This window comes from Streptomyces cyaneus, from assembly GCF_004028635.1.
Classification (GTDB): Bacteria; Actinomycetota; Actinomycetes; order Streptomycetales; family Streptomycetaceae; genus Streptomyces; species Streptomyces cyaneus.
In genome coordinates this window covers 191,267-204,807 of the sequence record NZ_RQJW01000008.1, presented here as the reverse complement: position 1 = coordinate 204,807, position 13,541 = coordinate 191,267, and the positions used below count along the sequence as shown (strand labels likewise).

The 13,541-nt window shown below is 71.3% G+C and carries 9 protein-coding genes; 8 read left to right on the top strand and 1 reads right to left on the bottom strand.

The genetic code is table 11. The features are described 5' to 3' along the window. The first annotated feature begins 122 nt into the window (after nt 1–122). Together EHO50_RS29235 and pssA are read left to right on the top strand one after the other, a co-directional pair. Nucleotides 123–782, top strand: coding sequence for a phosphatidylserine decarboxylase (locus EHO50_RS29235; RefSeq protein WP_128434207.1), 660 nt, complete (start codon nt 123–125; stop codon nt 780–782). Continuing rightward, complete coding sequence (gene pssA / locus EHO50_RS29230; RefSeq protein WP_234439685.1) at nt 769–1,623, top strand: CDP-diacylglycerol--serine O-phosphatidyltransferase; 855 nt, start codon at nt 769–771, stop codon at nt 1,621–1,623. The genes EHO50_RS29235 and pssA overlap by 14 nt, the downstream gene beginning before the upstream one ends. Before the next feature lie 106 nt (nt 1,624–1,729). On the opposite strand, the gene EHO50_RS29225 is transcribed toward pssA, so the two are convergent. Next, nucleotides 1,730–2,881: a glycerate kinase gene (locus tag EHO50_RS29225; protein WP_246101541.1), complete on the bottom strand. Its 1,152-nt coding sequence runs from the start codon at nt 2,879–2,881 to the stop codon at nt 1,730–1,732. A 191-nt stretch (nt 2,882–3,072) separates the two neighbouring features. Here EHO50_RS29225 and EHO50_RS29220 point away from each other — a divergent pair, with 191 nt between their 5' ends. The 6 genes from EHO50_RS29220 to EHO50_RS29195 all read left to right on the top strand — a co-directional run bounded on the left by EHO50_RS29220 (nt 3,073) and on the right by EHO50_RS29195 (nt 13,540). Continuing rightward, the gene (locus EHO50_RS29220; RefSeq protein WP_128434206.1) at nt 3,073–4,152 is read left to right on the top strand and encodes an ADP-ribosylglycohydrolase family protein; all 1,080 of its coding nucleotides are present in this window, start codon (nt 3,073–3,075) and stop codon (nt 4,150–4,152) included. Between the two features lie 262 nt (nt 4,153–4,414). Next, nucleotides 4,415–10,327: an amino acid adenylation domain-containing protein gene (locus EHO50_RS29215; protein ID WP_128434205.1), complete on the top strand. Its 5,913-nt coding sequence runs from the start codon at nt 4,415–4,417 to the stop codon at nt 10,325–10,327. Then, nucleotides 10,327–10,554 (top strand): MbtH family protein, encoded by a 228-nt coding sequence (locus tag EHO50_RS29210; protein ID WP_281288267.1) that lies wholly within the window; start codon nt 10,327–10,329, stop codon nt 10,552–10,554. The genes EHO50_RS29215 and EHO50_RS29210 overlap by 1 nt, the downstream gene beginning before the upstream one ends. Before the next feature lie 3 nt (nt 10,555–10,557). Further along, entirely contained in the window at nt 10,558–11,883 is a 1,326-nt protein-coding gene (locus tag EHO50_RS29205) for an MFS transporter (RefSeq protein ID WP_128434204.1), read from the top strand. Beyond that, nucleotides 11,880–12,752, top strand: coding sequence for a hypothetical protein (locus EHO50_RS29200; RefSeq protein WP_128434203.1), 873 nt, complete (start codon nt 11,880–11,882; stop codon nt 12,750–12,752). Before EHO50_RS29205 ends, EHO50_RS29200 begins: the two co-directional genes overlap by 4 nt. Beyond that, a complete protein-coding gene (locus EHO50_RS29195; protein WP_128434202.1) occupies nt 12,749–13,540 on the top strand; it encodes a thioesterase II family protein in 792 nt (263 codons plus the stop codon). The genes EHO50_RS29200 and EHO50_RS29195 overlap by 4 nt, the downstream gene beginning before the upstream one ends. Nucleotide 13,541: the final 1 nt, after the last annotated feature.

Here is a 13,541-nt window from a genome sequence, read left to right as displayed (position 1 = left end):
AGCACTCTTCAGCCGCCGACTCGACTTCCTGGCTTGCCCAGTTGTGGCCCGCGACCGGTACGATCCCGGGAAAGCCGCCGTCCCCTGATACCGCGCGGCATCATCCGCTACGAAGGTCATCCATGCCCCACAGCCAAACCTCTGCACCACGCGACAGCCAGGTCGGCGGCGTACGCCTCGCGCGCGGAGCATCGCCGTGGCTTCTCCCGACCGTCGCCACCGCAGCCCTCAGCCTGGCCCGTGCGCGCCGTTCCGGCGTCGCCAAGGCCGTGGCCGTGCCCGCCACCGCTCTCGCGGCGGGCATGCTGTGGTTCTTCCGCGACCCCGAGCGCGAGATCGCCCAGGGCCGGGTCATCTCGCCCGCCGACGGTGTGGTGCAGAGCATCATGCCGTGGAAGGACGGCCGCACCCGCGTCGCGATCTTCATGAGCCCGCTCAACGTCCATGTGAACCGCGCGCCGCTCTCCGGCACGGTCACGTCCGTGGAGCACATCCCCGGCGGGTTCGTTCCGGCGTTCAACAAGGAGAGCGAGAACAACGAGCGCGTAGTCTGGCATTTCGACACCGAACTCGGCGACATCGAGATGATCCAGATCGCCGGCGCGGTGGCCCGCCGCATCGTGCCGTACATCCCGCAGGGCACGAAGGTCGAGCAGGGTGACCGCATCGGTCTGATCCGCTTCGGCTCGCGCGTCGACATCTACCTGCCCGAGGGCGTGGAGGTCGCGGTCGAGGTCGGCCAGAAGACCGTGGCTGGGGTGACTCGCATTGACCGTGATTGATCCAGAGACTCAGCCGGGCTGGGTGCCCGAGGCCGACGAGGTCGACGAAGAGGAGGAGATGCCTCTTTCTCTTCGCTTGTCGATAGCGGACACCCTCACCCTCGGCAACGCCACGTGCGGCTTCATGGCGGTGTACTTCACCACCACCGGCATCCTGATCCCGGCCCTCACCGGAAGCCAGGAGTCCGGCATGGCCCGCCACAGCGCGGCCACCGCGGTCATCCTGATGCTGTGCGCGGCGGTCTTCGACCTCTTCGACGGCCTGGTGGCGCGCAAGCTGCGCTCCTCCCCCATGGGCGCGGAGCTGGACAACCTCTCGGACCTGATCAGCTTCGGCCTGGCGCCGGCGTACTTCGTCCTGGTCTACGGCATGGTCGCCGACGACGCGCACCAGCGGGTGGCGGCGGTCGGCGCGATCGTCGTGCTGCTCGCGGTGGTGCTGCGGCTCGCGAGATTCTCCTGTGTGACGCCTCCGAACGGCATGTTCCAGGGGATGCCGTCGCCGTTCGGCGCGCTGACGGTGGTCGCGATCGTGCTGCTGGAGCTGCCCTTCGTGGCGACACTGCTGGCGATCCTGGGTACGGCGTGGCTCATGGTGAGCCGGGTCGAGTACCCGAAGCCGCGGGGCCGCCTCGCGGTGGCGATGCTCTCCTGGATCGTCCTGGCGATGGGCCTCCTGGCCGCCTGGGCCTTCGGTGCCCCCAGCGGCCAGCTGCTGCTCCAGACGGGCTGTGCGCTGCAGCTGGTCATGGGCGCGGTCATCCCACTGTTCGCCACGGCCCGTCGGGTGAACAACTTCCGCGACAACCGTCGTGAGGCGCGGGCGGCACAGCTTCCGTAAGCGGCCGTACGCGGCTGTAAGCGGTCGTACGACAACACGAAGGGCCCCGAACCGACTGGTTCGGGGCCCTTCGTGTTCGATGTTCGATCGACGTACCGTGGTCGGCTCAGCTCAGGAAATCGCGCGCGATCCGCTCCGCCGACCGCTCCAGGATCGGGCCCGCGTCCGCGATGCACTTGGCCACGTCCGGCTCGATCTCCGTCAGCGGGTACGCCCGCCGGATCCCGGCCCGGCCCAGTGCCTCCGGCGCCAGCGCGAGGCGGCCGCATACGGCGACGACCTCCTTGCCGGCCGCGCGGGCGGCGGCCGCGACGCCTGCCGGGGCCTTGCCGTGGAGGGTCTGCTCGTCCAGGGAGCCCTCGCCGGTGATGACGAGGTCGGTCCGGTCCAGCGCGGGCGCGAAGCCCAGGACGTCGAGCATGACCTCGATGCCGGGGCGGAAGCGGGCGCCGAGGAGGAGGGCGCCGTAGCCGATACCGCCGGCGGCGCCCGCGCCCGGTGCGGCGGCGTGCTCCGCCGCCTTGGAGCCGGCCGACTCCTCCAGGATCTTCGCGAAGTGCGCGAGCGCCGCGTCCAGCGTCTCCACGTCGTCCGGCGAGGCGCCCTTCTGCGGGCCGTACACCGCCGGCGCGCCCTTCGGGCCGGTCAGCGGGTTGTCGACGTCGCTGGCGAGCACCAGGTCGATGGCGGACAGCCTCGGGTCCAGGCCGGAAAGATCTGCGGTGGCCAGGTCACCCAGGCCCCCGCCGCCCGGCGTCACCGGCTCCCCGTCGGCGTCCAGGAAGCGCGCGCCGAGCGCGGTCAGCATGCCGGCGCCGCCGTCCGTGGTGGCGCTGCCGCCCACGCCGAACACGATGGTGCGGGCGCCCGCGTCCAGCGCGGCCCGCAGGAGTTCGCCGGAGCCGTACGTGGATGCCGTGAGCGGCGCGAAGACACCCGCGGGCAGCCGCTGCAGGCCGCTCGCCTCCGCCATCTCCACGACCGCCGTGTCGCCGCGCAGCGCGAAGGCCGCCGTCACCTCGTGCCCGAGGGGCCCGGCGACCCGTACCTCCCGCCGCTCGAAGCCGGCCGCGACCGCCGCGTCCACGGTTCCGTCGCCGCCGTCGGCCACGGGCATGGCCTCGACCTCGAGGTCCGGCAGGACCCGGCGCAGACCAGCCGTCACCCGCTCGGCGACCTGCACGGCCGTGAGCGAGCCCTTGAACTTGTCCGCGGCGATGAGCACCCTGTGGGCACCGTTCACTGCAGCGTCCGCCACCTTGTTTTCCCCTTGCTCTCCGGGCCCCGCGCACGTCAGGGCCAGTCGCGCCGCTGCGACCTTAACCGGAGTTCGCCCTCGCCGTCATGCGCTGCCCGCACCCTGGAACCGGCTGGGAGCCGGCTGTGCACCCGGCGCGAACCGGGCGCGAAGCCCGAGCGGACGCCCCCGGAATTGGGTAAACCGGTCCTATGACCCCTGTGGGCACTGAGCCAGAGCTCGCCGACCGCGTCCTCGGGGGCTGGCTGGGCCGGATCGCGGGCAACATGCTCGGCAAGCCGGTCGAGCAGGGCGACCTGTGGACGCGGGACCGTATCGACCGCTATCTGCGGCAGGCCGCAGCCCTGCCCCTCACCGACTATCTGCCCGAGCCGATCAGCGAGAGCGACGGCTTCGAACTGCGCCCCGAGTGGCGCCAGTGCGTGCGCGGCCGGATCCACGGCAGCTGCCGCGACGACGACGTCGACTACGCCATCCTCGGCCTCGACCTGCTGGAGACCCACGGCTTCGGCTTCAGCACCGAGCAGGTCGGCGACCTGTGGCTGCTGCGGCTGCCGTACCTGCAGACCTTCACGGCGGAGCGGGCCGCGTACCGCAATCTCGCCAACGGTCTGAAACCGCCGCTGACGGCCACGTACGACAACCCGTACCAGGAGTGGATCGGCGCCCTCATCCGCGCCGACATCTACGGCTGGACCTGCCCGGGCGCCCCGCGCCGCGCCGCCTCCCTCGCCCGCCGGGACGCGGTGCTGTCGCACACCGGCAACGGGGTGTACGGCGCGATGTGGGCGGCGGCGCTGATCGCGGCGGCGTTCACGGCGCCGACGGTCCGCAAGGCGATCGACCGGGCACTCGACGTCATTCCGGGAAGCAGCCGCCTCGCCCGCACCGTACGCCGGGTGGTCTCGCTGCACGACACCCGGATGACCTGGGAGGACACGCTCGCCACGGTCGCCGAGGAGACCGCCGGGCTCGGCTGGATCCACACCATCCCGAACGCCGCCGTGCTCACCGCCGGGCTCCTGTACGGCGACGGCGACTTCACCCGCACCATCACGCTCACCGTGCGCGGCGGCCTGGACACCGACTCGAACGGGGCGACGGCCGGTTCGGTGGCGGGTGTGCTGACCGGGGCGGAGGCGATCCCGGACCAGTGGACGGGGCCGCTGGAGGACACGGTGCGCAGTGCGGTGTTCGGGTTCGACGGGGTGCGGATCAGCGAGCTGGCGGAACGCACGGTGCGACTGGCGGAGGCGGAGGCGGAGGTCTAGCGGCCGACTCCGCAGCGTGCTTCACACAACATCTCCACGACCCAAACCTCCCCCGCAGTACACGGCCGAAAGTGCTGCATTTACCCGCCGCACCAGAAGGAAAACGCCTCGCTTCAAGCCATGCCCAACAGTTGTCACGAGGCTTCGAGTAACCCCTTCCACCTGCGACAAAAGCACCCCGGCGGCCTGGATATCGTGTCCGTTTCAGCCATAGAGAGACGGGTGGTTGATCGTTTCCTCGGTGGTCGGCTAGCGTCCTGATATGCGCGCGGGTCTGCATATGCACGGCCCGCGGCGCCCTTCCAAGGCGCGAAGAGGGGGTATCCGAGCATTGACGCCAATGCAAGGCGATCATTCCGGAAGTAGTCCTTTATTCCCGGAGAACCTTCTCGACGCGTTCTCGGCCACGGTGGCGAAATATCCCGACAGGCAAGCGGTTCGATGCGGCGGAGAAAGTCTGAGCTACCGCCAACTGGACTTACGCGCAAATTCACTGGCCCAAAGGATTCTTTCCCGCGTATCGCTGCGGGATCAGCCGATCGCCCTCATGCTGAATCGTTCAGCCGACATGGTGGCAGCCGCGATCGCCGTGCTGAAGACCGGGAACTGCTACGTCCCTCTCGATCCCGCCACCCCCCGCGCCAGAGCACAGGCGATCCTCGAGGACGCCGAACCGCCCCTCGTCCTGGCCTCACGCTCGCTGTCCGGCCGCATCCCCGCGGGCATACCCGTGCTGTACGTCGACGACGTACCGGATGAACTCGTTGACAGCACGTACGTGGCGCCGGACATCGCGCCCTCGAGCCGGGCCTACATCATCTTCACGTCCGGAACCACGGGCCGCCCCAAGGGCGTCGAGGTCACGCACCACAACGTCCTGCGGCTCTTCCGGAGCAGCCAGGCCCTCTTCGGCTTCGACCACGAGGACGTGTGGTCCCTCTTCCACTCGTTCGCCTTCGACTTCTCCGTATGGGAGATGTGGGGAGCCCTCCTGCACGGTGGCCGGATCGTCGTCGTACCCGGCGATACCGCCCGCGACCCGGCCGCGTTCCGCCGGCTGCTGGCCGAGGAGAGGGTGTCCGTCCTCAGCCAGACTCCCACCGCGTTCGCCCAGTTGGTCGCCGAGGAGAGGCGGCACGACGAACGGCTGCCCTTGAAGTGGGTGGTGTTCGGCGGAGAGGCGCTGCGCTTCACGGACCTCGCACCGTGGTTCGACCTCTACGGGGACCGGACTCCGGCTCTCGTGAACATGTACGGCATCACTGAGATCACCGTGCATGCCACGTTCCGGCGCGTGCTGCGCGAGGACCTGGACCGCGGTGGCAGCCTGATCGGCCGCCCGCTGCCCGATCTCGGCGTGCTCATCGCCGACGACGCCCTGGCGCCCGTCACCGACGGGCAGCCGGGCGAGATCGTGGTGACCGGTCCCGGCGTCGCCAGGGGCTATCTCGGCCGCCCGGAACTGACGGCCCAGCGTTTCGTCACGGTCACCGGCGCGGACGGCCGCCAGGTGCGCGGCTACCGCTCCGGAGACCTGGGGCGCCGGCTGCCCGACGGCGACATCGAGTACCTGGGCCGGGCCGACGACCAGGTCAAGATCCGCGGCTTCCGCATCGAGCTGGGTGAGATAGAGGCGGCACTCACGGCCCATCCCGCCGTCCGCCAGGCCGCTGCCGCCCGGGAGGACGCCGACGGCACCCCGACCCTCGTCGCCCATGTCGTACCCGATCCGTCGGTCCCCCTGAACGAACCCGGACTGCGCGCCCACCTGCAGCAGCGGTTACCGGACTACATGGTGCCCGCCGCCCTGCGGACCATCGAGGCGCTGCCCCTCACCCCCAACGGAAAGCTGGACCGGGACGCGCTCGTCGGACAGGGGGTGTCGCTCCCCGGCGCCACCGACGACGCTCTGCCGGCACCGGACGACGCGTTCTCCGGCTCCCTGCGGCAGGAGCTGATCCGCGAGCTGTTCGCCCACGTGCTGGACCGCGACGGATTCGGCCCCGACGACGACTTCTTCGCCCTCGGCGGTCACTCCCTGACAGCCATCCGCGTGGTGAACCGGATCCGGGCCCTGCTGGGCGTGGAGGTCGCCCTCAAGGACCTGTTCGACGCCCGCACCCCGGCGGCCCTGGCCCGCCGGCTGGAGACGGGCTCGGACTCCGCGCGGCCCGCCCTCACCCCGGAGGACCGGTCCGGAGACATCCCGCTGTCCTTCGCCCAGCAGCGGCTGTGGATCCTGCAGCAGGTGCACGGGAAGAACCCGGCCTACCACATCCCCTACGCCCTGCGCCTGACCGGTCGCGTCGACGTGGCGGCTCTCGAAGCGGCCCTGCGGGACGTGGTGCGGCGGCACGAGATCCTGCGGACGCTGTACGTCGACCGGGACGGCACGCCCTACCAGAGGATCCTCGACCCGGCGGACGCCGCTGTGCGGCTGGTCGTCCGCCGTGCCGACCCCGACCAGGTGGACGGACTGCTCACCGAGGAGGCGCGGCGGAGCTTCGACCTGGCGGCGGATCTGCCGCTGCGTGCCACGCTCTTCGAGACGGGTGCCGAACGGAGCGTGCTGCTCCTAGTGCTCCACCACATCGCCGGCGACGGCTGGTCGCTCGAACCGCTCATGCGGGACCTGACGCAGGCGTACGGAGCCCGGCTGTCCGGCACGGCGCCCGCGTGGCCGCCCCTGCCCGTCCAGTACGCCGACTACGCCTTGTGGCAGCGGCAGCTGCTGGAGGGTGACGACCGGCCCGGGACTCTGGCGGCCAGGCAGCTCGCGTACTGGCGTGAAGCGCTGGCGGACGCTCCGGAGGAGCTGGCGCTGCCGGCGGACCGTCCCCGCCCGTCCGACCCCAGCTTCCTCGGTGACATGGTGCCCGTCGACCTCGACGAGACGCTGGGCGCCGATCTGTTCGGCCTGGCCCGGCGCAGCGGCTGTACGGTCCACATGGTCCTCCAGGCGGCTGTGGCCGCGCTGCTCACCCGCCTGGGAGCGGGCACCGACCTGCCGATCGGCAACGCCGTCGCCGGGCGCGGCGATCAGGCGCTGCACCCTCTCGTGGGCTTCTTCGTCAACACGGTGGTGACGCGCACCGACACCTCCGGCAATCCCAGTTTCGCGGAGCTCCTGCGCCGGGTGCGCACGGGCAGTCTCACCGCGTACGACCACCAGGACCTGCCGTTCGAGCGGCTGGTCGAGGTGCTGAACCCGCCCCGCTCGGCCGCCCGTCACCCGCTCTTCCAGGTCATGTTCGCGGCGCAGAGCGGCATCCCGGAGGACTTCGCCCTGCCCGGGCTCGAGGTCTCGTCCCAGCCGGTGACCACCGGCACCGCCAAGTTCGACCTGTCCTTCAAGTTCGATACCGGGAGCGGGGCTTCGAACGCGCCGCGGCGCGTCCTGGGCGACCTGGAGTACAGCCGCGACCTCTTCGACCGGGAGACCGCCGAGCGAATCGCGGCGTGCCTGGTCCGGCTGCTGCGGGACGCGGTGGCGCGGCCCGACACCCGGCTGGGCCGTCTCGCCGTCCTGGATCCGGCCGAACACCGGCTGCTGGTGGCCGACTGCAACGACACGGACGCGCCCTTCCCCCGCCACAAGACCGTGGCGGACCTGGTCGAGGAGCAGACCGACCGCACCCCCGACGCGACGGCCCTGATCCAGCAGGACGTGCGGTGGACATACCGGCGCCTGGAGGAACGGGCCAACCAGTACGCCCATGTGCTGCGCGACCTGGGCGTGGGCCCGGGCTCCGTGGTCGGGATCTGTCTGCCTCGCGGTCCGCAGGCCGTGGCCGCCCTGCTCGGCGTGTGGAAGGCGGGCGGCGCGTATGTGCCGCTGGATCCGGAGCTGCCCGGGGAACGGCTGCGGTACATGGTCGCCGACAGCGGGGCCGCCCTCCTGCTGAGCCGGGGCGACCTCGCCGACGGCATCGCGCCGGCCGGCACCGAGGTGGTCCGGGTGGACTCCGACGCGCGGCTCGACGCCGCCCCGGTCGTGCGGCCCGTCCGCGACACCGGTGGGAGCGATCTGGCGTACGCCATCTACACCTCGGGTTCCACCGGCAGGCCCAAGTGTGTGCTGATCGAGCACGGCGGTGTGGTGAACCGACTGCTCGACATGGCACGGCGGTTCCGGCTCACCGCCCAGGACATCAGCCTGCAGATCACCTCTTTGGCCTTCGAGCCTCCGGTGCGCGAGATCTTCGGTCCGCTGGCGGTGGGGGCGTCCGTCGCGCTGCTGCCGGAGGAGGGCAGCCGGGACCCGGGTGTGGTCGTCGGCACGATCCGTGACAGCCGTCCCACGGTCATCCTCTGCGTCGTGCCCTCGCTGCTGGAGTCGATCATCGTGTACGGGGCCGACCCGGCCGACTTCTCCTCACTGCGCCTGGTCGGAACGGCCGGGGAGACGCTGCGTCCCGGTGAGGCGCGGGAACTGCTGGACCGCTGGGGCTGCGAGGTGGTCAACCAGCTCGGTCCCACCGAGACCACGATGATGAGCGTCGTCCACCAGGTGCGCCCGGAGGACCTGGACGGTGTGATCCCCGTGGGCCGGCCGCTGGCCAACACCCGCGCCCACGTCCTCGACCAGTGGCTCAACCCGGTACCGGTGGGCGTCACCGGCGAGCTGTACCTGGCGGGTGCCGGTGTCGGGCGCGGCTATCTGGGCCGACCGGGACTGACCGCCGCGCGGTTCGTCGCCGATCCGTTCGGGGCGCCCGGCGAGCGGATGTACCGAAGCGGGGACCTGGCGCGCCGGCGGCGGGACGGCACCCTGGAGTTCGCGGGCCGGGCCGACGACCAGGTCAAGGTGCGTGGTTTCCGCATCGAGTTGGGCGAGATCGAGACGGTCCTGGCCGAGCATCCCGGCATCATGCGCGCGGCGGTCGTCGTACGCGAGGACCGGCCGGGTGACAAGCGGCTCGTCGCCTACGTGGTGCCGGGATCGCCGGACGGCCCCGGTCCCGCCGAGCTGCGCGACCATCTCTCCGCGCGGGTGCCCGACCACATGGTGCCGGCCGCGTTCGTGAGCCTGGAGACGCTGCCGCTGCGCGGCAACGGCAAGCTCAACCGGGACCTGTTGCCGGCGCCGGACCTCACCGACCACGTCAGCACGCGGCGACCCAGGTCACCGCGTGAGGAAGTGCTGTGCGAGCTGTTCGCGGAGGTGCTCGGGCTGCAGTCGGTGGGCATCGACGACGACTTCTTCCAGCTCGGCGGGCATTCCCTGCTGGCGGCCCGGCTGATCAGCCGGGTGCGTGCCACCCTGGGGCTGCGGATCGGCATGCGCACCCTGTTCGAGGCGCCCACCGTGGCCGGGCTGGCGGAACACGCCGGCATCGACAACGGGGACAGCGCACTGGAGGTCGTACTGCCGCTGCGGCCGGGCGGCACGCGGCCCCCGCTGTTCTGCATCCATCCCGGTGGCGGCCTCAGCTGGAGCTACGCGGGCTTCCTGAAGCACGTCCCCGGCGACGTCCCCGTCTACGGCATCCAGGCGCGAGGTCTGCTCCACCCGGACGACATGCCGGCCACCGTGGAGGAGATGGCCGCCGACTATGTCGAGCGGATCCGGGCCGTCCAGCCCGCCGGCCCCTACCACCTCCTCGGCTGGTCGTTCGGCGGCATCGTCGCCTTCGAGATGACCGCCCAGCTGCAGCGGCAGGGCCACGAGGTGGCGCTGCTGACCATGCTCGACTGCTATCCGGGCGTGCCCAACCACTACCGCCTGGACGACCGGGAGATGCTGGCGGCGCTGCTGGACCCGTCCCGGCCGGAGGTCGTCCCGCAGGAGGGCTCGCCCGAGATCGCCAAGGCGGTGGAGATCTTGCGGAACGACACCGGGGCCCTCGCCAGCCTGCGGGAACCGCAGTTGGTCGCCCTGCTGACGGCGATGGCGCACAACCGGCACATCGTGGGCGCCTACGAGCCGCAGCGGATCACGGGCGACGTGCTGTTCTTCATGGCGACACAGGGCCGCACCGAGGGAGCGCCGATGCCCGACGTCTGGAAGGAGTTCGTGGACGGCGAGGTGATCTGGCACCCGATCGAGGCCACCCACACGAACATGAACCACCCGGCCCCGCTCGCGGAAATCGGCCACCTTCTCTCCGCGGCCCTCGAGCGGTCGGCATTCCCCGGGGAAGCCGGTACGGCCCCCGCGAACGGAGATCACTGATGACGAACCCCTTCGACGATCCGGACGCGCTGTACCGGGTCCTGCGCAACGCGGAAGGCCGGTACTCCCTCTGGCCGTCCTTCGCCGACCTCCCGCCGGGCTGGGACCTGGTCCTCGCGGACCGGCCCCGCCAGGAGTGCGTGGACTTTGTGGAGGAGCACTGGACCGACCTCCGCCCGGCCGGTCCGGTGGCTTCCGGACGCCCGAACCATGGCACGGGTGGGTGACCGTTGTCGTCGAACCTGCGTGTCCTGCGTGACCGCTCGGTGCTGTGCCTGCTGTCGGCCCGGTCCGTCTCCCTGCTCGGCAACGCCATCGCCCCGGTCGCCCTGGCCTTCACCGTGCTCGACCTGCCGGACGGGTCGGCCACCGCACTCGGTCTCGTGCTCACCGCCCGGTTGGCGAGCCAGGTGGTGTTCGTTCTGCTGGGCGGCGTGGTCGCCGACCGGTGGCCCAAGTACCGGGTGATGGTGGGTGCAGACGTCGTGGCCGGGCTCGCGCAGAGCGTGGCGGCGGCGCTGGTGATCACCGAGCATGCCTCCGCCCTCTCCCTGGCCCTGCTGGCCTGCGTCAACGGGGCCGCCGCCGCCCTCTTCGAACCGGCGTCCCGGTCCGTGATGCCGCAGTTGGTGTCCGGGGAGGTTCTGCAGTCCGCCAATGGCCTGCTGCAACTGGCCATGCGCGGCGGGAACATCATCGGTGCGGCCGTCGCCGGCATCCTGGTCGCCCTGGTCGGCCCCGGGCCGACCCTGGCCATCGACGCGGCGTCCTTCCTCGTCTCCGCCGTGCTCCTGACGGGGATCCGTCTCAAGTCGACGCCGCCGATCGGTACGTCCGCTTCCCTCGTGCGGCAACTGCGGGACGGCTGGCAGGAGTTCACGGCACGCCAGTGGGTGTGGGTGATGGTGGCCCAGTTGTGCGTCGTGAACGTACTGCTGGCCGGCGGGTTCTACGTGCTCGGCCCGGTGGTCGCCAAGGACCAGTTGGGCGGGGCGCCCGCCTGGAGCCTGATCCTGACCGCCCAGGCCATCGGCTATGTCGTCGGCAGCACCACGGCCGTACGGCTGCGCACGCGCCGCCCGATCCGGCTGGCCGCACTGCTGACCATGGGCTTCCCGCTGCCTCTGTTCCTGCTCGCCGCCGAGGCGCCGGTCGCCGCCGTCGCCGTGCTCGCCTTCGTGGCCGGCATCTGCATCGACGTCTACGAAGTGCTGCTGGACACCGCCCTGCAGAAGAACGTGCCGGAGGACAAGCTGGCCCGGGTCATGTCGTACGAGGCCGTGGGCTCCTTCGCCTTCGTTCCGCTCGGGCTCGCCCTCGCCGGTCCCGCGTCGGCGGCGCTCGGCGTCGGCCCCGCGCTGATCTGGGCGGGAGCGCTCATCGTGCTCGCGGGACCCCTCGTCCTGCTGCTGCCCTCGGTGCGCGCGGTCGACGAAGGGCAGCCGCCGACGAGCGCGCCGCCTGCGGCCTCCGTCCCCGTCTCCGGCCCGCTCGGGAACGGCCCGGAATCCGGCGCCGGCCCGAACCGCGACGATCACCGACTGGAGGAATCATGACCGCGTTCGCCACGACCGACAGCACCGCGCCCCACCGCAGGCTGACCGGCTGGAGCGGCGACGCCGACTACTTCGAATTCCGCGAGTACGACACCTTCGAGCCAAAGGCGCTGCTCGACGTCCTGCACGGCCGGATCGCCGGAGTCATGTTCCGCGGCATGGTGACGCCCGGGACGTGCGCCGAGCTGGCCGAGCGGTTCTGGGCCAGCCCGGCGAGGAAAACCCGCGGCGTGGAGGCACCCGGCTACTTCCTGGGCGCCTACCACTACCACAAGACCACCGCCGCGTACCTGGAGGAGAGCGCGGAGGTGGCCGCGGCCCTCGACCACGTCCTGGCCGTTCCGGACAATCCCCTGAAGATCTTCTACGAAGGGCTGGACGGCGTGCTGGCCGAAGACGGCGCCACGGTCCGGCTCGCCCGACACGGGAACCGGGAGGCCTGCCGCGGCCTGCTGCGCTCCTGGCACGGCCAGGGCGAGTACGCGCTGGCACCGCACGACGACCTGTCCCAGTGCACCGAACCGCAGCAGGCCGACTTCGAGGTGCAGAAGGTGGCCGGATACCAGCCCGCGGCACTGAACATCTGCCTGGAGAACGGCGACGGCGGCCGGCTCGCGTACTGGAACATCCGGCCCGACGACGCGTCCAAGCGCGCATTGGGCCTGCACTACACGGGGTCGCCCTACCCGCTGGACACCCTGGAGGGCATCGAGCTCCAGTGGGTCGATGTGCACGCCGGGGACGTCTACGTGTTCAACGGCGCGCACGTCCACGCGGTCGAGCCCAACACCGATCCGCAGCTGCGCCGCACCACGCTGGCGGGCATCCTCGGCTTCGTCGACGACAAGACCGTGGTGTCCTGGACATGAGCGACATACGCCCCTTCCCCACCCGGCTGCTGCGCAGGCCGTCCGAGGACGCCGAGGCCCGTGTCTTCTGCTTCCCGTACTCCGGTGTGGGCGGCTCGATGTTCAGCCAGTGGCCCCGCGCGATCGGCACCGCCGAGGTGTGCCCGATCCAGCTCCCGGCCCGGGAGAACCGGGTGCGGGAGCCGCACTACGGCACCTACCAGGAGCTGGCGGCCGAGCTGGTGGAACAGCTGCTGCCCTATCTGGACCGGCCGTTCGTGCTGTTCGGACACTGCGCGGGCGCACTGCCCGCGTTCGAGACGGCGGCCCTGCTGGCCGAGCGGGGCCTGCCGCTGCCGCACCGGCTGGTCGTCTCGGCCCAGGTGCCCCCGCACCACTGTCCGCGGGACCGTTTCCTGGACATGGACGACGAGCAACTCGGCCGGGAACTGGGCCGGATCATCGTCGAACGGGGCGGCGAACCGCATCCCGCCCTGATCGAACTGACCCTTGAGGTGCTGCACCAGGACCTCGACGCCAACCGTGTCTACCGTCGGCCGAGCCCGCTCGTCCTGCCCGTCGGCGTCACCGCGCTGCACTGGGCCGACGACGAGGAGATCACCCCGGAGCAGATCCGGCCGTGGCGGGAGTACTCGTCGGACGTCCGGTTCTCCGTGCTCGACGGCGGGCACTACGCCTTCCTCTCCGCACCGCAGCAGCTGATGGACCTCTTCGCCGCGCTGCTCGCCGAACCGAGGAGCCCGGAACCGAGCGGTGCGGGGAGCGGTCACACAGGAGGTCACGGGTGAC

Coding starts and splice junctions, on each gene's coding strand:
- EHO50_RS29235 (WP_128434207.1), top strand. CDS start 123: ATGCCCCACAGCCAAACCTCTGCACCACGCGACAGCCAGGTCGGCGGC.
- EHO50_RS29220 (WP_128434206.1), top strand. CDS start 3,073: ATGACCCCTGTGGGCACTGAGCCAGAGCTCGCCGACCGCGTCCTCGGG.
- EHO50_RS29215 (WP_128434205.1), top strand. CDS start 4,415: ATGCGCGCGGGTCTGCATATGCACGGCCCGCGGCGCCCTTCCAAGGCG.
- EHO50_RS29210 (WP_281288267.1), top strand. CDS start 10,327: ATGACGAACCCCTTCGACGATCCGGACGCGCTGTACCGGGTCCTGCGC.
- EHO50_RS29200 (WP_128434203.1), top strand. CDS start 11,880: ATGACCGCGTTCGCCACGACCGACAGCACCGCGCCCCACCGCAGGCTG.
- EHO50_RS29195 (WP_128434202.1), top strand. CDS start 12,749: ATGAGCGACATACGCCCCTTCCCCACCCGGCTGCTGCGCAGGCCGTCC.